The 19,191-nt window shown below is 56.2% G+C and carries 17 protein-coding genes and 1 pseudogene; 13 read left to right on the top strand and 5 right to left on the bottom strand.

Annotated features, from left to right (window positions below; all coding sequences use genetic code 11):
* Position 1 precedes the first annotated feature (1 nt).
* The gene (locus tag KOE80_RS13880; protein WP_060185106.1) at positions 2-784 is read left to right on the top strand and encodes a TrmH family RNA methyltransferase; all 783 of its coding nucleotides are present in this window, start codon (positions 2-4) and stop codon (positions 782-784) included.
* A gap of 258 nt (positions 785-1,042) precedes the next feature.
* A complete protein-coding gene (locus KOE80_RS13885) occupies positions 1,043-2,491 on the top strand; it encodes an amidase (protein WP_226349375.1) in 1,449 nt (482 codons plus the stop codon).
* 188 nt (positions 2,492-2,679) lie between these two features.
* Here the strand turns inward: KOE80_RS13885 and KOE80_RS13890 are convergent, their stop codons facing one another.
* Positions 2,680-3,513, bottom strand: coding sequence for a pyruvate, water dikinase regulatory protein (locus KOE80_RS13890; RefSeq protein WP_035271714.1), 834 nt, complete (start codon positions 3,511-3,513; stop codon positions 2,680-2,682).
* 169 nt (positions 3,514-3,682) lie between these two features.
* Between KOE80_RS13890 and ppsA the strand changes: the two genes are divergently transcribed.
* Positions 3,683-6,049: a phosphoenolpyruvate synthase gene (gene ppsA / locus KOE80_RS13895; protein WP_021446560.1), complete on the top strand. Its 2,367-nt coding sequence runs from the start codon at positions 3,683-3,685 to the stop codon at positions 6,047-6,049.
* A gap of 490 nt (positions 6,050-6,539) precedes the next feature.
* Here ppsA and KOE80_RS13900 read toward each other — a convergent pair whose 3' ends face one another.
* Positions 6,540-7,181: a TetR/AcrR family transcriptional regulator gene (locus KOE80_RS13900; RefSeq protein WP_226349376.1), complete on the bottom strand. Its 642-nt coding sequence runs from the start codon at positions 7,179-7,181 to the stop codon at positions 6,540-6,542.
* Between the two features lie 341 nt (positions 7,182-7,522).
* Here KOE80_RS13900 and KOE80_RS13905 point away from each other — a divergent pair, with 341 nt between their 5' ends.
* A complete protein-coding gene (locus tag KOE80_RS13905) occupies positions 7,523-8,833 on the top strand; it encodes an NAD(P)/FAD-dependent oxidoreductase (RefSeq protein WP_009454122.1) in 1,311 nt (436 codons plus the stop codon).
* A 32-nt stretch (positions 8,834-8,865) separates the two neighbouring features.
* Here KOE80_RS13905 and smpB read toward each other — a convergent pair whose 3' ends face one another.
* Positions 8,866-9,330, bottom strand: coding sequence for an SsrA-binding protein SmpB (gene smpB, locus KOE80_RS13910; RefSeq protein WP_003799781.1), 465 nt, complete (start codon positions 9,328-9,330; stop codon positions 8,866-8,868).
* Between the two features lie 59 nt (positions 9,331-9,389).
* Between smpB and KOE80_RS13915 the strand changes: the two genes are divergently transcribed.
* From KOE80_RS13915 to mmsB, 5 genes are all read left to right on the top strand, one after another.
* Complete coding sequence (locus KOE80_RS13915; RefSeq protein ID WP_009454121.1) at positions 9,390-9,824, top strand: type II toxin-antitoxin system RatA family toxin; 435 nt, start codon at positions 9,390-9,392, stop codon at positions 9,822-9,824.
* Positions 9,817-10,170 carry an RnfH family protein gene (locus tag KOE80_RS13920; RefSeq protein WP_137430331.1) on the top strand — a complete coding sequence of 118 codons (354 nt, stop codon included), beginning with the start codon at positions 9,817-9,819 and terminating at the stop codon, positions 10,168-10,170. Before KOE80_RS13915 ends, KOE80_RS13920 begins: the two co-directional genes overlap by 8 nt.
* Before the next feature lie 149 nt (positions 10,171-10,319).
* On the top strand, positions 10,320-11,468 hold the full coding sequence (locus tag KOE80_RS13925) for an acyl-CoA dehydrogenase family protein (RefSeq protein WP_021446562.1): 1,149 nt from the start codon (positions 10,320-10,322) through the stop codon (positions 11,466-11,468).
* Positions 11,465-12,592 carry an enoyl-CoA hydratase/isomerase family protein gene (locus tag KOE80_RS13930; protein WP_115633726.1) on the top strand — a complete coding sequence of 376 codons (1,128 nt, stop codon included), beginning with the start codon at positions 11,465-11,467 and terminating at the stop codon, positions 12,590-12,592. Before KOE80_RS13925 ends, KOE80_RS13930 begins: the two co-directional genes overlap by 4 nt.
* 58 nt (positions 12,593-12,650) lie before the next feature.
* Complete coding sequence (gene mmsB / locus KOE80_RS13935) at positions 12,651-13,547, top strand: 3-hydroxyisobutyrate dehydrogenase (protein WP_026483274.1); 897 nt, start codon at positions 12,651-12,653, stop codon at positions 13,545-13,547.
* Here the strand turns inward: mmsB and KOE80_RS13940 are convergent.
* Positions 13,522-14,373, bottom strand: coding sequence for a YgfZ/GcvT domain-containing protein (locus KOE80_RS13940; protein WP_226349377.1), 852 nt, complete (start codon positions 14,371-14,373; stop codon positions 13,522-13,524). The two genes, mmsB and KOE80_RS13940, sit on opposite strands and share 26 nt — an antisense overlap.
* A gap of 268 nt (positions 14,374-14,641) precedes the next feature.
* Between KOE80_RS13940 and mltG the strand changes: the two genes are divergently transcribed.
* The gene (mltG, locus tag KOE80_RS13945; protein WP_226349378.1) at positions 14,642-15,649 is read left to right on the top strand and encodes an endolytic transglycosylase MltG; all 1,008 of its coding nucleotides are present in this window, start codon (positions 14,642-14,644) and stop codon (positions 15,647-15,649) included.
* Between the two features lie 92 nt (positions 15,650-15,741).
* On the opposite strand, the gene KOE80_RS13950 is transcribed toward mltG, so the two are convergent.
* Complete coding sequence (locus KOE80_RS13950) at positions 15,742-16,551, bottom strand: deoxynucleotide monophosphate kinase (protein WP_226349379.1); 810 nt, start codon at positions 16,549-16,551, stop codon at positions 15,742-15,744.
* A gap of 136 nt (positions 16,552-16,687) precedes the next feature.
* Here KOE80_RS13950 and holB point away from each other — a divergent pair, with 136 nt between their 5' ends.
* The 3 genes and pseudogenes from holB to KOE80_RS13965 all read left to right on the top strand — a co-directional run.
* Positions 16,688-17,737: a DNA polymerase III subunit delta' gene (holB, locus tag KOE80_RS13955; protein ID WP_226349380.1), complete on the top strand. Its 1,050-nt coding sequence runs from the start codon at positions 16,688-16,690 to the stop codon at positions 17,735-17,737.
* A 17-nt stretch (positions 17,738-17,754) separates the two neighbouring features.
* Positions 17,755-18,525: a TatD family hydrolase gene (locus KOE80_RS13960; protein WP_086059988.1), complete on the top strand. Its 771-nt coding sequence runs from the start codon at positions 17,755-17,757 to the stop codon at positions 18,523-18,525.
* Positions 18,526-18,872: 347 nt separating this feature from the next.
* Positions 18,873-19,191 (top strand): annotated as a pseudogene (locus tag KOE80_RS13965) (ankyrin repeat domain-containing protein); the annotation flags it as partial.

The following is a 19,191-nucleotide window of genomic DNA, read 5'->3' on the forward strand; positions in this document are numbered from 1 at the left end:
AATGAGGCTGATTGAATCCAAAGATAATGCGCTGTTCAAACGAGTACAGCGCTTGGCTCACGATAAACGTGAGCTGGACGGGGGCGATCAACTGATTTGGTTGGAAGGCATTCATCTGTGCCAAATGTGGCTGGAACGCCGTGGTTTGCCGGAACTGGCTGTTTTCGAGATGGACCGCCACTCCGACGAGTTGCTGGAACTGGCGCGTTTCTTGCCAGGCCATAGTAGTGTGACGTTCAATGCCACCTTGATGAATGCGGTGTCCCAAGTAGGCCAGGGGCAGGGCATAGGCTTTATTGTCCGCGTACCTCGTGGACAGACTTGGACGGCTCCCACGAAACGCGCCATCTTGCTGGATCAGGTTCAAGATCCGGGCAATGTAGGCACGGTGCTGCGCACCGCCGTGGCGGTGGGCCTGGAAGCGGTGTATCTGACACCGGGCTGCGCCAGCGTGTGGTCACAGAAAGTGCTGCGTAGTGCGCAGGGCGCTCATTTCTCCATTCAAATCCATGAGCAGGTCGATGGAGTAGCATTGCTTGAACAAGCGGCCTTGCCGGTGCTGGTGACCTCTCTGGGCCCGAATACCCAGGACCTGTACGAGTCCAGCCTGCCAGACCAAGGGATTTGGGTTTTTGGTAATGAGGGCCAAGGTGTCAGCCCGGCCTTGCTGGCCAAGGCGAATCAACGCTTGTTCATTCCCCAGGCGCCCGGTGTTGAGTCCTTGAACGTGGCCATTGCCACCGCACTGTGCCTGTACGAGCAACGTCGTCAGCATAGCCGCTAGTTCCAGCGGCTTTATTGCACAGCATCACGCAGAGTTAGCCTGTATGCGCTAATTTTGTCTTGATCTAGCACTTGTCTCCACTTGTAAAATCAAGTAAATCATCTAGTAAGGCGCCTGCTTATCGGTACGCTAACACGGAGTGCCTGGGGCAGTAGACGCTTGTCTGCTAGCGGCTCGTGCAGAGTCGTCTTTCCCTCCCTTTATCGCTGCATCGTTGTATCCGGCTGGATTCCTAATCTTTTTCAGATGAGGTCAACAATGAAACTTAGCGAATACGCGACCTATGATGCCCTGGCTCTGGCTGAGCTGGTCGCCAAGAAACAAATCAGTGTTCAAGAATTAAGCCAAGTTGGCAAAAAAGCCGTCGACACCTTGAACAGTAAAATTAATGCGGTTGTAGAGAGCTGGGACGGGGAAGTTGATCCCCATGCCGACCGGGATTCCGTACTCTACGGCGTCCCGTTTTTGATTAAAGATTTGGCGATCACCATGAAGGGCAAGCGCTACGAGCTGGGCAGCAAGCTGGCGCAAGATATGGTGATGGATGCAGACAGCACCTTGATGAGCCTCTACAAGGAGGCGGGACTGGTTACGCTGGGGCGAACGACCACCTCGGAGTTCGCTATCAGTACCACGACGGAGGCGCGCTGCGTAGGCCCTACGCTGAACCCTTGGAACCCGGCTTTTAATGCTGGCGGCTCTACAGGCGGTTCGGCCGCTGCAGTGGCGGCAGGGATGGTGCCAGTGGCGCATGCAACTGACGGCGGTGGCTCTATTCGTGTCCCTGCAGCAGTGAACGGTCTGTTTGGTTTGAAGCCCACTCGGGGGCGTGTCTCCAGCGGTCCTCAGCAAGATGAAGTGTGGAGTGGTCTGCTCGCCCACCTGGGTGTCAGCCGCAGTGTGCGAGACAGTGCGGCCTTGCTGGATGCGATTAGTCGTCCCGGTATCGGCGAGCCCTATTACACCGCAGCGCCCCCGCAGAGCTTTTTATCGGCCGTCAAGAAGAATCCGGGCTCCTTGCGTATCGGCTTGATGATGGACCCGCCCAGCGGCGATAAAACCCAATCTGCCATAGCAGCCAAGGCGATTGATATGGCCTCGGTGTTGGAGTCCTTGGGCCATCAGGTGGAGCCCCTGGTGTTTGACTCCGGCGTCAGTTGGGAGGCTTTTGTGCACGCCAATGCTCAGTTCTGGAACGTGAATACGGCTGCATGGATAGACAGCATTGCCGCGGCGACAGGACGCTCGGTGAACGAGGAGTATCTAGAACAGGCCACGCTGGCGGCCTACGCCTACGGCAAGAAGATTAGCGGGACTGATATTCTGGGGGCAATTGCCGTGCGCAATACAGTCTCACGGAATTTAGGGGTGTATTTCCAGAAGTACGATGTGCTGATGACACCCACCGTGCCTACGCTGCCCATGAAGGTGGGCGAGTACAACAAGGTACAGGATCAGGTGGATGGCCTGGGCTGGATTGCCCACGTCTTCCGGCAAGCGCCTTTTGCTGCTTTGGCCAATATCAGCGGTTCGCCCTCCATGTCCGTGCCTGCTGGGCAGGATGTGGCCACCTCTTTACCCATAGGGATGATGTTTACAGCCGGCTATGGCCAGGAATGCCTATTGTTCGGGCTGGCTGGGCAATTGGAGCAAGCCTTGCCTTGGGCCGATCAGCACCCGCAGGTTTGGGTGGGCAAGCTGGACTAAGAGGGGGCAACAATAGTGGATGCAAGCCGGTATAGGCAAACCGACACCCGTAGAGGCGCAAGCGGATGCGTAGCAGACCTGATACCATACCCGCAGCAAACAAAAAGGCCTGCGCCAGGTATCACACCGGGTTCAGGCCTTGATGTTGAGGCTGTCCGAATACGCCCGAAGGGGTAGGGGTTCAATCCTTAGTAGGAGCGGCGGTCCAAACCGACATCATCCAGAATCTTGGTGGAGATTTCCTCGATGGATTTGGTGGTGGTGGACAGCCAAGGAATCCCTTCCATACGCATCAGACGCTCGGCTTCGGCCACTTCCATGCGGCACTGTTCGATGGTGGCGTATTTGCTACCCGGACGGCGTTCATTACGCACTTCGGACAGACGGTCTGGATGAATGGACAGGCCAAAAATCTTTTTCCGGTAAGGAGCCAGCGTGGCGGGCAGGGTACCGCGCTGGAAGTCTTCGGGAATGATGGGGTAGTTGGCGGCCTTGACGGCATACTGCATTGCCAAGTACAAGCTGGTAGGCGTTTTTCCGCAGCGGGACACACCCACCAGAATCACGTCGGCTTGTTCCAGACCATTCACGTACTGACCATCGTCGTGCGCCAGGCTGAAGTTGATGGCCTCGATGCGGCTGTTGTAGCGCTTGGACATGCCACCGGAGTGCGAACGGCCCACGGAACGGCTGGATTTCACCCCCAGGGCGCGTTCGATGTGTCGTACAAAGGCACCAAACAAGTCCAGGAAGGTGCAATTGGCCGCGCCAATGATATGTGCCATCTTGGGGTCAACCAGGGTGCTGAAGACCAGAGGCTGCTGGCCCTGTTCCTGCGCGCATTGGTTGATGCGATCAGCGACAGACTGGGCTTTCTCGATGGTATCGATGAAGGGGATCCGGATGGCCTGAAATTCGAATTGAGCGAATTGCGACAGGACGGAGTTGCTGAAAGTTTCGGCGGTAATGCCCGTGCTGTCGGAAACGACAAAGACGGTACGCTCAATAGGAGAAGAAGACATGGAATAAGTCGTGCACAATGCTCGGGAAACGGTACAATTTGCAAGATTACCATTTACCGCTCGAATCGGGGGATGGAAAGGCAGGTTTGCTTAGGACAGATCACACAGACAGCGCTGCTGGGATCACTGCCTTAAGCAAACACGCTTTTTTTTCTATTCAAGGTGACTTATGTCTTACGTAATTGGTTTCGACAAGCTCCGCATGACGGACGTCGACACAGTGGGCGGTAAAAACGCTTCGCTGGGTGAAATGATCAGCCAGCTGGCTGATGCCGGTGTGCGCGTGCCAGGTGGTTTTGCCACAACAGCCGAAGCATTCCGCGTTTTCCTGAAAAACAAGGATCTGGACAAGCGCATTCAGCAGCGTCTGGACGCGCTGGATGCCGACGACGTGCGTGAACTGGCTGCTGCCGGTGCCGAAATCCGTCAGTGGATCATCGACACTCCGTTCCCAGCCGAGTTTGAACAAGCCGTACGTGACGCGTTTGCTGAGCTGGACGCCGATGGCAAAGGTTCCTTTGCCGTGCGTTCTTCCGCAACCGCCGAAGACTTGCCTGACGCTTCCTTTGCCGGTCAGCAAGAAACCTACCTGAACGTGGTGGGCATTGACGAGGTGCTGAGCAAGATTCACCACGTGTTTGCTTCCCTGTACAACGACCGCGCTATTTCCTACCGCGTGCACAAGGGCTACGCTCACGCTGAAGTGGCTCTGTCCGCTGGTATCCAGCGTATGGTGCGCTCCGACAAGGGCAGCGCCGGCGTGATGTTCACCCTGGACACCGAATCGGGCTTCAAGGACGTGGTTTTCCTGACCTCCTCCTACGGCCTGGGCGAAACCGTGGTGCAAGGTTCGGTCAATCCGGACGAGTTCTACGTTTACAAGCCAACGCTGGCTTCCGGTCACTACCCCATCATCAGCCGCCGTATCGGCTCCAAGCTGATCAAGATGGAATTTGACGAAGGTCGTACCACCGATCACGCTGTACGTACCGTGGACGTGCCTGTGTCCGAGCGCAATCGTTACTCCCTGAGCGACGAAGAAGTGATCGAACTGGCTCGCTACGCCACCATTATTGAAAAACACTACCAGCGTCCCATGGACATTGAGTGGGGTCGTGATGGTATCGACGGCAAGATCTACATCCTGCAAGCCCGTCCTGAGACGGTTAAGTCCCAGCAAGGCAGCAACGATGTGCAAGAGCGTTACCGCCTGAAAGCCACCGGCGACGTGCTGGTTACAGGCCGCGCCATTGGCCAGAAGATCGGTTCGGGCAAAGTCCGTATTGTGGCGGATGCCTCCGAGATGGATCTGGTCAAACCCGGCGACGTGCTGGTGACCGACATGACGGACCCTAACTGGGAGCCCATCATGAAGCTGGCTTCGGCTATTGTCACCAACCGTGGCGGCCGCACCTGCCACGCGGCGATTATTGCTCGCGAACTGGGCATCCCTGCCGTGGTCGGTTGCAACAACGCCACAGACGTGCTGAAAGAAGGCCAGGAAGTGACGGTATCGTGTGCTGAGGGCGACGAAGGCCGTATTTACGACGGTCTGCTGGAAACCGAGATCGAAGAAGTCAGCTGGGGCCAAATGCCCGAGATCGGCCTGAAAGTCATGATGAACGTGGGTAACCCACAACTGGCTTTCGACTTCTCGCAGATTCCTAACGATGGTGTGGGTCTGGCTCGTCTGGAATTCATCATCAACAACAACATCGCGATTCACCCCAAAGCCGTTCTGGACTACCCCAATGTGGATAGCGACCTGAAAAAGGCGGTGGAATCGGCGGCTCGTGGCTACGCCAGCCCACGTGCTTTCTTCGTGGAAAAACTGGCTGAAGGTATTGCGACTCTGGCCGCTTCCTTCTACCCCAAGCCCGTCATTGTGCGTTTGTCGGACTTCAAGTCCAACGAATACCGCAAACTGGTGGGTGGTTCGCGCTACGAGCCCGAGGAAGAGAACCCAATGCTGGGCTTCCGCGGTGTGGCTCGCTACCTGTCCGAAGACTTCGCAGAATGCTTCAAGATGGAATGCGAAGCCCTGAAGAAAGTGCGCGACGAAATGGGTCTGACCAACGTCGAAATCATGGTGCCATTCGTGCGTACCCTGGGTCAGGCAGAGCGTGTGGTTGAGCTGCTGGCTTCCCACGGTCTGGCTCGTGGCGAAAACGGCCTGCGCCTGATCATGATGTGCGAAGTGCCTTCCAACGCTATTTTGGCCGAGAAGTTCCTGCAGTACTTTGACGGCTTCTCCATCGGTTCCAACGACATGACTCAGTTGACCCTGGGTCTGGATCGTGACTCCGGTATGGAACTGTTGGCTGCTGACTTCGACGAGCGCGACGAAGCCGTGAAGTTCATGTTGAGCCGTGCCATCAAGGCATGTCTGGCACAAAACAAATACGTCGGTATTTGTGGCCAAGGCCCTAGCGACCACCCCGATCTGGCCAAGTGGCTGAGCGAAGAAGGCATTATTTCGCTGTCGCTGAACCCTGACACGGTTGTGGACACCTGGCAGCGTCTGGCCAAGGCCTAAGACCAAGACCTAAGCCACTGCCAGGGAAACGTCTCTGGCAGTACGCTGGTCAAGCCAGTCAAGACTCAACACCCCGACATGGAGCTTCCATGTCGGGGTGTTGTCGTTTTCGGGCGCATCTTTTGCCTGCGCTTCTGTTCTTGCTCTTGTCCGTGCTCAGGCGATTTCGTTTTGTGGTTCTTTTAGCCTGATAGTGCGTCTATGTTGCCGTATTGGCAGGCTGGAGTCGGTGTGCGAGCTTGTACAAGTATCGCCGAGTGCTCGTGGTGTAGGGCAGGGAGAAGCACAGGTTCAATCCTGACGATCGGTACCGATCAGGGGCAGGGCGCTGGTGAAAGGTAGTGATGGGGAAAAGGGAATCGTCGTCACCGCCCTGGATCGGGCGGCATGGATTTAGATTGTCTTGAAGGGTTCGCTGTCAGCTGTAGAGCATAAAAGCCGGGAACCGTAGGGAGATGGCAATCAGCGCTTGCCGCCGATTGATACAGCCTTAGTTTGCTGTGTCGTTTTGGTAAACGTGCAAGAACATATCCAGAATATGTTCGGTTTCGCTTTGAATGTGTTCTTCGCTCCAGGGTTCCATAGCACCCATCAGCAGGAGAATAATTTCGCCTTCGCTCAGGCAGCGGAAGTGTTCCACCATCAATGCCGGGTCCAGCTTGCGCAAGGTCCCGCGTTCGATGTGGCGGGCAAAAAAGCACTTTACGCCGTCCCAGATCTGGTCATCCAGCATCTCCATGAAACGCTTGCCGATATCGCTGTGGCCACCTACAGAGACGACGATACGCAACAATTGGGCGGTTTGCTTGGAGTAAAGATTGCGCAGCATGGGCAGCAAAAAGCGCTTCAGTTCTTCGCGAATATCGCCTTCGCAGTCCAGCTTGGTCAAGACCTGTTCGGTAAATTCCTGGGCGCCTGTCAGCAGGACAGCCAGCAAGAGGTCTTCTTTGGAGGGGAAGTAGTTGTAGAGTGTGCCCTTGGAGCCGCCTGCCAATGCAGCGATTTGGGACATGGATGTGGCCTCAAAACCATTCTCGCGAAAAACCTCGGAAGCCACTTCCAGGATTTTGTCGCGGCGTTCGCGCCCTTTTCGAGTCGCGCGTTGGGATTTTCGGGGAACATCGTCGTGCATAATGGCAGGCAAAAAATAAGTGAATAGGACAAAGTCAGCATCATACCGTATCAATAGCTGCTGTGCTGCTGCTCTATTTCGATCGTTAAGGGGAAGCAAGACCAAACCCCTTGATTTTACGACATGCACTGCTGCTGGACCTATTTGTTTGCGCCGGTCTTTGATCTAAGGCCTATTAAAGCGCAAAAGAGCCACATATTCGGGTGGTAGCACAGGCCGGCTCTTCTGGGCGCGCCTGGCGGCGTCTACAGATCGCTATAGTCCTTATCTGTTTTGATTTAAAGTATAAGGCGGCGGTTCTGATACTCTCTTTGCTCAAGACAAGTCCCAAGGAGTTCTGGATGTCTACTACGCAGTCGTATCAAGTGGTGATCGTGGGGGGCGGGGCAGGTGGCCTGGAGCTGGCTGCCAAGTTAGGACGTCAGTTCGGGCGTCAGCATATCTTTCTGGTCGACAAAGACAGTGACCATATCTGGAAACCGTCCTTGCACGAGGTTGCCGCCGGCACCTTGGATATTCACCGCGAAGGGCTGTCATATTTCATGCTGGCACGAGACTGTGGTTTCACTTTTATTCAAGGTGAAATGACCGGTATAGATCGCGAGCAGCGCAGCATTACGCTGGCTCCTGTCCTGGGGCCCGATCATGAAGAAGTCTTTCCGGAACGCAGCCTGTCCTATGGCACCCTGGTGATGGCCGTGGGTAGCAAATCCAATTTTTTCAATACGCCTGGCACCCATGAACACGCGCTGGCCTTGGACTCGACCCATCAGGCAGAGCGTTTCCGTTTGAAATTGCTCAATGAACTGATCAGTGTGACACGCCGCGCGCAGCGTGAACCGGGGGCACCGCTGTACATCAATATTGTCGGGGGCGGGGCAACGGGGGTGGAACTGGCTGCCGAGTTGCTGGAAGCCCGTGCTGATTTAAGCATTTACAGCATTCCGGGCAGCAGTTCGGACCGCGAAGTGCGCATTACCTTGCTGGAAGGCGCCGATCGCATTCTGTCTGCTCTGCCGCCCAAGCTGTCCGCTACCGCTCAAAGTCTGCTGGAGCAGCGTGGCGTAGCGGTACGGACCTCGGTGCGGGTCAGCCGTCTGGCGGCGGACCACATCGAGGATGCGAACGGTGGTCAATATCCCAACGATTTGTGCGTTTGGGCGGCGGGGATTGAAGCCCCTGCCTTTTTGGGCCAGTTGGGTTTGCCCGTCAACCGCATCAATCAGCTGGTGCTGGATTCCTGTCTGTCCACACCCGATCCCTATATCTGGGCCTTGGGCGACTGCGCACAAGTGCCCTGGGACAAGGAAGGTCAGTTCCTGCCTGCACGTGCCCAGGTCGCGCACCAGCAAGCCAGTTACTTGCGCAAACGTCTGGCCGCTCGCATCCAGGGCAAGCCTGTGGATGAAGCACCCTTTGTCTATAAGGATTACGGCTCGCTGGTTTCCGTGGGCCACAGCCGTGGGGTAGGGAGCCTGATGGGGGTCTTGTCCGGCAAGAGCTGGTTTGTGGAAGGTTTGCTGGCTCGCATCATGTACATGAGTCTGCACCTGATGCACCACATGGCGATTTTAGGGGTTGCGCGAACGGCAACCTTGGCTTTGGGCCGCTTGCTCAGCAAACGGGCCGCCCCTCGTGTTAAATTACATTGAGATTTGGAACAAAACGGGCTTTTTAGCCCGTTTTATTCATTCGTCTTACGGCGGGTGTCGTGTTTCATCAAGCGTTCTTGTTCGCGCTTCCAGTCTTTGTCGCGGGAAACATCACGTTTATCGTGCAGTTTTTTACCGCGTCCCAGACCGAAGTCCAGCTTGATACGACCTTTCTTGTAGTGGAGGTTCAGGGGAACCAGGGCGTAACCACGTTGTTCAACCTTGCCGATCAGCTTGCTGATTTCTTCGGCTTTGAGCAGCAGTTTACGTGTACGAGTGGCATCGGGCCGGATATGAGTGGACGCTGTCGGCAAAGCGCTGACGTGCATTCCTAAAATAAACAGCTCGCCCTCGCGTACGATGACATAGCTTTCTTTGAGCTGAACATGCCCAGCTCGGATCGCCTTGACCTCCCAACCCTCCAAGACCAGACCGGCCTCAAAGCGCTCTTCGATAAAATATTCGTGGGTAGCCTTGCGATTATCAACAATACTCATGAATTAATTGCCAACCATAGATTGTAAAATCAGAACATTCTATCTATTAACCAGACCTGATGCATACAGTAAAACGCTCCGTCCTCCTTCCTTATAGCTGCGAACAGATGTTTGACCTGGTTGCAGAGGTGGAAAAATACCCTGAATTCATGCCGTGGTGTGGTGGCGCCAGTGTCAACCAGCGTGACGAAAAGGGGATGGAAGCCTCGGTTACCATCAGCATTGCGGGTATTCGTCAAACCTTCACCACACGTAACGAACACGATTATCCCAATCGGATTGTCTTGCGCCTGGTCAAAGGGCCCTTCTCGGCCTTGACGGGGGATTGGCAGTTTACTCCTTTGGGCGAAGACGGTTGCAAGATCGTCTTCACCATGGAGTACGAGTTCTCCAGCCGCGCGCTGGAAATGGTGGTCGGTCCCATCTTTAACCGTGTTGCCAACAGCTTTATCGATTCCTTCACCCGCCGCGCCCAAGAGGTCTACGGTGACTGAATTATCCGTCAGCGTGATTGTGGCTACTCAGGCGCAGGTCTGGAAAGCCGCCCTGCGTTTGCCTGCGGGCAGTTGTGTACGTGATGCCCTGTTAAAAGCTGGCATTGCCGAAGGCCTGCGTGAATGCGGCTTGCCGCCGCTGGACGACGAACAGGGACTGGACGGGCTGCACGTCGGTGTCTACGGCCAACGCTGCCAGCTGGACCAACTCTTGCAGGATCAGGACCGGGTAGAAGTCTATCGCGAGCTGGTCTTTGACCCCATGGATTCCCGCCGTCGCCGTTATGCACACAAGCTGGCTGCCCGCGCTGCCGCCAGACCCCGGCGCAAACCCGCCCGCGCCTAGTTCGTCTGTGCCTGATCATCAGGCCGCTACTTTCAGCTAGACTGTCGCCTCCCGCCTTGCACTGCCCTCTATGAAACGGCTGATTGTCATCAGCACGACAACTAAAGGGGGCGGCACGCATTATGGTGGGTAAAAATAAGGAGACAGACATGATACTGACAGACGATCAGAACGCTTTTGCGCAAGCGGCTCGCGAGTTTGCACAAGGGGAACTGGCACCGCATGCGGCACGTTGGGATGAGGAACAGATTTTCCCGATCGAGGCGTTCCGTAAAGCCGGCGAGTTGGGTTTTTGCGGCTTGTATGCCCCGGAATCCATCGGCGGCCTGGGCCTGGGGCGTCTGGAGTCCAGCCTGGTGTTCGAAGAAATGGCGGCAGTTGATCCCTCGACCACCGCATTTCTGACTATCCACAATATGGTTACCTGGATGGTCGGCACCTGGGGTACGGACGAAGTCAAATCCCAATGGGGCGAGCTGCTGAGCAGCGGCCAGAAACTAGGCTCTTACTGTTTGACCGAACCGGGCGCAGGCTCGGATGCCGCCTCGCTGCGGACACGTGCCGAGCGTGATGGCGACGACTACCTGATCAGCGGCAGCAAAGCCTTTATTTCCGGTGCCGGGGACACGGACTTGTTGGTGGTTATGGCTCGTACCGGAGGGGATGGCGCAAAGGGGATTTCCGCTTTTGCCGTACCTGCCGATGCCGCTGGTATCACTTACGGTCGTAAAGAATTGAAGATGGGCTGGAATAGTCAGTCCACACGGGGCATTACCTTTGAGCGCGTACGCGTTCCTGCCTCGGCCATGCTGGGCCAGGAGGGCGAGGGCTTCAAACTGGCCATGAAGGGCCTGGACGGTGGGCGCATCAATATTGCCTGCTGCTCGGTAGGAGCCGCCCAGGGTGCTTATGATGCTGCCCGTCAATATATGCAGGAGCGCCGCCAGTTCGGCAAGCATCTGGACCAGTTCCAGGCTCTGCAATTCAAGTTGTCCGACATTCTGACCAGCGTGGTTGCCGCCCGCCAAATGGTGCGCCTGGCCGCTTCGCACCTGGACGCCGGTAGCAGTCAGGCCAGCACCTACTGCGCCATGGCAAAGCGTATGGCCACGGATCTGGGTTTTCAGGCCTGCGTGGATGCACAACAGCTCTTTGGCGGTTATGGTTACCTGAAGGATTATCCTGTTGAGCGACTGGTGCGCGATACTCGGGTGCACCAGATTCTGGAAGGCACAAACGAGATCATGCGTGTCATCATTGCACGACAAATCATAGATCTTGGAGCTGATATTCGATGACGGATTCTGTTTTGTTTGATCGCCTGCCCGGCCAGAACGGCAAGGCGATTGGTGTTGCTACGCTGAACCGCCCGCAAGCCCTGAATGGGCTGAATTTGGAGATGTGCCAGCTGCTGTTCAAGCAGTTTCAGGAATGGGCGCAGGATTCCAGTATTGCCATGATCGTGTTGCATGGCGCCGGAGAAAAGGCCCTGTGTGCCGGGGGCGATCTGCATTCGCTGTATGCCTCCATGCAAAAGAACCAGGGTGGTTCGGCCTGGGATAACGAGTACGCCCGCGAATTCTTCGATGTGGAATACCGCCTGGATTATCTGATCCACACCTTCCCAAAACCTATCCTGTGCTGGGGTGACGGGATTGTAATGGGTGGGGGCGTGGGCTTGTTCAACGGCGCCAGCCATCGTGTGGTGACCGATACCACGCGTTTTGCCATGCCCGAAATCTCCATTGGCCTGTTCCCCGATGTGGGTGGCACCTGGATGCTGTCACATCTGCCTGCGGGTATCGGCCATTTCCTGGCGCTGAGCGGCGCGCAAATCAACGCCTCGGATTGCTTGTTCCTGGGCTTGGCCGATGCCTACTTGCCACGGGTGCATTTCGATGCCTTGCTCAAGGCCTTGCAAGCCACGAACTGGTCTGATGAACGTGACGCTCGTGATAGCAGCGTGCATCAGGTCCTGCGTAGTCTGGCAGAGGGCGCTCGCCCCGATACCGGCCCGCTGGAGCAAAACTACGCCATGCTGCGTGATGTCTGCGCCAGTCGTGAGTTTGAACGCATTACACAGGCTCTGCAGCAGTGGCAGGACAGTGCCGACCCCTGGCTGTCCCGTGCCGCACAGACCTTCGCCAAAGGTGCTCCAGGTTCGGCTCGTTTGTCCTTTGAACTGCTGGAGCGTGTACACCACCTGTCTTTGGCTGATGTCTTCCGCCTGGAATACATTGTGTCGCTGCAATGTGGCGTACAGGGTGACTTCCAGGAAGGCATACGCGCACTGCTGATTGATAAAGACAAACAGCCACGCTGGAATCCGGCCTCGCTGGAACAGGCTGATGCCCGCTGGGTGGAACGTTTTTTTGTTCCCGCCTGGCCTGCAGAAACGACTCATCCCTTGGCTGACCTGTGATCCAGGCAGACCGCTGCGGCGCCTGACGGCGCCGTTTTCATAATGACGAGGAGACAAAATGAGTAACACGATTGCATTTATCGGGCTGGGCCATATGGGCAAACCCATGGCGCTGAATCTGCTCAAAGCCGGCCATAGCCTGAAGGTCTTTGACCTGAATGCAGAGGCCATGAAGGAGCTGCAGGCAGCGGGGGCGCAAGTGGGCGAGTCGGCGGTGCAGATCGCCAAAGACGCGCAGATGGTCTTTACCATGCTGCCTGCTGGTCGCCACGTTCGTCAGGTTTACGAGGGCGAGAACGGCTTGTTGCAGGCCGTGGCCCCCGGCACAGTGCTGGTTGATTGCAGCACGATTGATGCTCAAACCAGCCAGGATCTGGCGGCCAAGGCGGCCAAGCTGGGTCTGTTGATGCTGGATGCGCCTGTTTCCGGTGGTACTGGCGGCGCAATGGCCGGCACCTTGACCTTTATGGTCGGGGGCGAGGATCCGGCGCTGGAAAAAGCGCGTCCTTACCTGGAAGCCATGGGCAAGAACATTTTCCACGCCGGTAAAGCCGGTGCGGGCCAGGTTGCCAAGATTTGCAACAATATGCTCTTGGGGATTTTGATGGCGGGTACCGCCGAGGCCCTGGCTCTGGGCGTTGCTCACGGTCTGGACCCGGCAGTGCTATCGTCCATCATGGCGCGCAGCTCTGGCCGTAACTGGGCGACCGAACTGTACAACCCCTGGCCTGGCGTGATGCCGGATGTACCGGCTTCGCGTGATTATCAGGGTGGGTTTGCAACAGGTTTGATGCTGAAAGATCTGGGTTTGGCGGCCGATGCGGCCGTGAGCCAAAACAGTGCGACACCCTTAGGCGAACTGGCACGTAACCTGTTCGCCTTGCATGCCGCACAGGGTCAGAATGCCGGGCTGGATTTCTCCAGCATTCTTAATTTGTACCGTCAGAAGAGCTAAGTTCTGGCAGAGCGTAGGGCAGGGGCTGCAATTCCAGCGCCTGTCCTTGCTCCAGTTGAAACTGGCCTTGTTCCAGGTCCGCCAGTACCACTTCCATCAAGACATACAGACGCTGCTGCTCGGCTTGCCAGGCGCGGTTGATAATGCGCGCAGCCGCAACCGGCTTTGCACCTTGAGAGACCAGGAACACATCGGCGGCTTCTTGCACCTGTGGTGCCGTGTCCAGAATGGCGCTGCGGGCGGCCATCATGCGGCGCTTGATCGTGCCTCGATAGTGGCTGCGTGCCACCACTTCCTGGCCGGGATAGCAGCCTTTCTTGAAGTTGATGCCGTCGATCAGGTCCAGGTTCAGAGTCTGGGGAATGAACAGATCTTGCGTGTCGGCGCTGATCCAGGGCAAGCCCGCCAAAATATCCGCCGTTTCCCAACGACCCTCAGAAGCCTGAGCGTTCGTATCCTGCTGGGGAGAAATCCGCCAGTAGCGATTCAAGCCGTCCAGCTCGCCGGGGGCTTGGATGAAGGTGTCGTCACCATCGCGCTGCAAATTCCAGACCGCTTGGGCAGCGGATTGATCCGCCACACCGTAAACCTGCAACTCGGCCAGACTGATCGTCACTTTGCTGCGTAGCACGAACATGCGCAGGCGCTTGATCAGGGCCTCGCTCAGGTCACGGCGCACCAGGGCATAGACGGTCTCGTCCTGTTCGCGCCACAAGACCATGGTCGCCAAACTGCGACCTTTGGCGGTGCAATAGGCCGCGATGCAGGCGCGGTCGGCTGCCAGATGCTCCAAATCATTGCTGACTTGAGCATGGAGAAAGGACACGGCATCGGCTCCCTGAAACTGGAGGACGCACAAATCAGGCAGGGCGAAAGAGGAGGGGGCTGGCATTCCGGTCATGGCTGAGCGAAAAAATAAATTTAAACATCAATGATACCGTGTGTGAGGCCGGTTTCAGGGGCATATCCCCGCTGGGATCAGGGCATGAGCTGGATAGCGCAATCCGGTAGCGCGGGCCTGTCCCGGTTTCTGTGTTTGACTGTGACACATATTCAGGAATATGCCGCCTTATTCTGATTACAATAGCGCTCGCATGAAAAAAACTGTCAAGATCTTCTCTGCCCTGTTGGGCCTTCTGGTTGTCGTCGCCTGTGTGATAGCGGGTGGCGCCTGGTATTGGGCCAAGAAGCAGCCCGTGACGATGAGTGCCGAACGCATCGACTATGTGGTGCCTGCAGGCTCCGGCCCCCGCGCGATTGCGCGCAGCATGCAGCAGGCCGGGATTGATATTCAGGAAGATGCGTTTGTCTGGATGGCGCGACTCTCCGGTCTGGATACCTCCTTGCAAGCGGGTGCCTACGAGGCCGTGCGCGGTGATACGCCCTGGATGGTGATGGAGCGCATGTCCAGCGGCAATATGCTGCAAACCCGCCTGACGATTCCCGAAGGGTGGACCTATCAACGAATACGTGAAACGCTTGCGAGCAATCCGCAGGTCCGGCAGACCTTGGCGGATGTCAGTGATGCCGATTTGCTGAAGCGTTTTGGCGTGGAAGCGGTCCATCCTGAAGGCCTGTTCTATCCCGATACCTATGTGTTTGTGCCAGGTACGGCGGAGGTGGACATCCTGCGTCGCGGTTTTCAGGCCCAGCAGGAGCTGCTGGAGCAGCTTTGGGCGGACCGGGACGCAGATTTGCCCTTGAAGACCCCATATGAAGCCTTGATCATGGCATCTATCGTGGAGCGCGAGACGGGCCACAGCCAGGACCGGGCACGCGTGGCCGGGGTGTTCATGAATCGTTTGCGGGTAGGCATGCCATTGCAGACAGACCCGACTGTTATTTATGGCATGGGTTCGGCCTATGACGGCCGTATTCGCAAGCGTGATCTAACGACGGATACGCCCTGGAACACCTATACGCGCAATGGCCTGCCTCCCACGCCGATAGCCAGTCCCGGCAAGGCCTCCTTGATGGCGACCCTGCATCCGGAAAAGCACAATTTCTATTATTTTGTGTCGCGTGGAGATGGGACCAGCGAGTTCTCGACGAATCTGGCCGCACATAACCGGGCCGTCGCCAAATATATTCTGAAGCGTTAAACACAACACAGGCCCCTTTCGGGGCCTGAATGCTTCTTGGGGAATGTCGGGTAGTGTCCGGAGGGTTAAAACCCTAGCCAAGTGACTAGGGTTCAGAGCGTCAGACCGTGCCGTTGCGTAAACCCCGTCCACACATCACGAACCTTGCTGGCCAGTTCTTCCAGGCCCGCGTCATTGCGAATCAGATAGTCCTGGGGGGCACGTTCCACACCCCACTCGGAAGAGTGCTGGCTGATCACTGGATTGCCGGGACGTTCGATATGCCAGATTTCCCCGCCGTGCTCACGGATAAAATTGGCCTCGTTTTCGTAGCGAATGTCTTTAATCAGCAGGCAGCGGGCCTGGCTCATATCAGGAAGCTGGTGGCTGGGCGGGAACAGGGGCAGGCTTTGACGACGTTGTTCATAATCCGGGTATTCAGCCAGAACCTGACTGCGCAGGTGCTCGGCCGCCTGACGCGGGCTCAAGCCCCAAAAGGCATCCACTTGATCAGCCTGTTTGTCATCCAGGTGTTCAGGCGACATGCCGTAAATCGCCGCCAGGGCCAGTGCCCAGACCGAGTAGTCCTGACTGTTTTTGGCCAGGGGGGCGCCTGGCCCGAATTCCAGTACATGCTGGGCGCGGCGTAGCCAGTGATCGGGATCGCGCTGGCGCATCCAGTCCGTTCCCAGTAGCTGGAAACACTGACGGGGGGAGCGCTGCCACAGGGCAATTGGCACCTCTTTCAGGCTGTCGTCTGTCCAGGCCTGGGCCGGGCTCAAGCCAAACAGCACTTCGCAACCCATTTTCACGGGGTCGGCCAGGGCATAGGCGGCCAATAAGGGGTTGTGTGCCAGTAGCAAACTGGCGACGGTGTCTTTGCCTGAACGCGCTTTGGCGGCCAGCCCGATCAATAAGCTCACTTCATCATCCTTGGTAGTGGAGCAGGCATTTTACCGGTTCATATTACAATGTGCGCTGAGCTGTTCAAGCGGGGACGATGGCCTTGTCTTTCCTGCGTGAATCAGGCCTTTTGATATGCAACCTTGAGGCAATACGGTGTCTGATAGTTTGACTTTTCTACCCTGGCAGATCGAGACCGCCCAAAGCTGGTTGGGCAATCGGGAGCGTTTTGCCCATGCCTGGCTGATCCACGGTCTGCCGGGCATCGGCAAGACGCAATTCGCCCGAGCGGCCGCGGCCAGTTTATTGTGCGATCAGCCGGTGCAGGGTCTGGCTTGTGGCCAATGTCAGGCCTGTCAGTGGGTGCGGGGGGGGAATCACCCCGATTTGCGTCTGCTGCGCCCGGATGCGCTTGCTCTTGAAGAGCAGGGGCCAGATACCCAGGAAGGCGATCTGGCCAAGGATTCAGCCGCCCGTAAAAATCCTTCCCGTGACATCCGGGTGGAGCAATTGCGTCAGTTGCAGCATTGGTTCAATACTGCCACTCATAGAGGGGGCTGGCGCGTCGCGGTGCTGTATCCGGCTCAAGCCCTGAATCTGGTATCCGCCAATGCCTTGCTGAAGGTGCTGGAAGAGCCCGCAGATCGTACTGTCTTTTTGCTGGTTGCCGATGCACCAGATCGGCTGCTGCCCACACTGGTGTCGCGTTGCCGCCGTTTGCCTTTACCCGCACCCGATGCCCAGCAATCGGTGCAATGGCTGGAGCAACAAGGGGTGGATCAGGCCTCGGACTGGTTGGCTGCCTGGGGCGGGGCGCCGCTAAAAGCGTTGAGTGCCAGCCAGGACATGAATGCTCCGTGTCCCGATTGGCTCAGTGCCTGGATGGATGGGGTGCTGAAAGCGGGTCGAGAGGCGGACCTGTCCTTGGCCGATACGCTGGAAAAACTGCCTGCCCAAGAGTGGATCGACCATTGGCAGCGCTTGTTTGTCGATATTCAGCTGGGTGGCTTTGCCCAACCGGCGCGTTACTATCCTTCCCTGCAAAAACGCATTGATGCCTTGGCCGCCCAATCCAACACCACAGCGGTGACGGAAGCCCTGAAGTGGCTGGTCCAGCAAAAGAGGCTGGGCAATCATCCGCTCAATGCTAAATTGTTTATTCATCATGCCCTGGACCGTTTGCACCAGGCATGTCGTCGTGTTTAAAAAAGTACCCTCTAATCATGTTTGTTGATTCGCATTGCCATCTTAATTTCCCCGAGCTTGCTGAAAATCTGGACGACATCCTGGACAGGATGCGCCAGAACCAGGTGGGCTGTGCGCTGGTGGTCAGCGTGGATATGGACGACTGGCCCGGTTTGATGGACCTGGTGCGTCCTCACGGCCATCTGTTTGCCTCGGTGGGTGTGCATCCGGATTACGAGAAAGTCACCGAGCCGACGGTCGAGGAACTGCTCAAGCATGCTCAAGACCCTAAAGTCGTGGCGATTGGGGAGACCGGTCTGGACTATTACCGCTTGCAAGAGCCTCTGGATTGGCAGCGTGCGCGTTTCCGTACCCATATCCGTGCCAGCCGTGAATCGGGCCTGCCCTTGATTATCCACACCCGCTCGGCCAGTGAAGACACGATTGCCATCATGCGCGAAGAACAGGCGCAGATTGCCGGGGGCGTGATGCACTGTTTCACGGAAACCTGGGAAGTGGCACAAGCGGCGTTGGATCTGAATTTTTATATTTCCTTTTCCGGGATTGTGACCTTCAAGAACGCGACTCAGCTGCAAGAGGTGGCACAGCGAGTGCCGCTGGATCGCTTGCTGATCGAAACAGACTCGCCATTTTTGGCTCCTGTACCGTATCGTGGCAAAACCAATAATCCTTCCTTGGTCGTTCATGTGGCCGAGAAGATTGCGGAGCTTCGTGGGATATCAGTTAAGGAAGTGGAAGAGGCCAGCACGGAAAATTTCTTCAGATTATTCAGTAAGGTACAGCTTTAAGTTAATCTCATTTAGAGGTTTTTGTGAAGCTGTAGAGTCCGTTTTAGTTCGGATTCAGTACCTTGTGAAAAGCAATGTAAAGTTAATTTATTGCTTTAAGATTTATATCTAATTATTTGTTTTTAAACATAAAAATAGAAATTTACGTAATTTTTTCGTCTTTTGGTCCAGGTAAAAACTGGCGTTAAAATGCTAATTTGTATTAATAATCAAGAGCTTACTGCTTGTTCTTGAAGTTGTTTATAGATAAATGCTGCCGTCTTGATTACGGAAGATCAACGCGTGAAGCAGCAGTCATTTGTACTTTCATAACCTGATAAAGTACTTTATGAAAAGGATTTAATAACATGATTTTTAAAAGAAAAATACCTAATAAAACCATCCTTTCCATGATGCTTCCCCTGGCCTTGCTATTGTCAGCCCCCGTGTCGGCGCAGGAACAGCAGCTGGAAAGCCGGAACTGGTATTTGGCGCTGGAAAATGATCGTCCCAATATCATCGAGCAGGAATTCATCAAAGGGGCGAACCCCAATGCGGTGGACTCCAAGGGCAATCCCTCTTTGATGCTGGCGATCCGCAACAAGTCCTGGAAAGTGGTGGACACCTTGCTGGCCAATCGCCAAACCAATGTGAATATCGAGAACGAGGCCCGCGAGACCCCCATGA

This window comes from Alcaligenes sp. 13f, from assembly GCF_020496585.1.
Taxonomy (GTDB): Bacteria; Pseudomonadota; Gammaproteobacteria; order Burkholderiales; family Burkholderiaceae_B; genus Alcaligenes; species Alcaligenes phenolicus.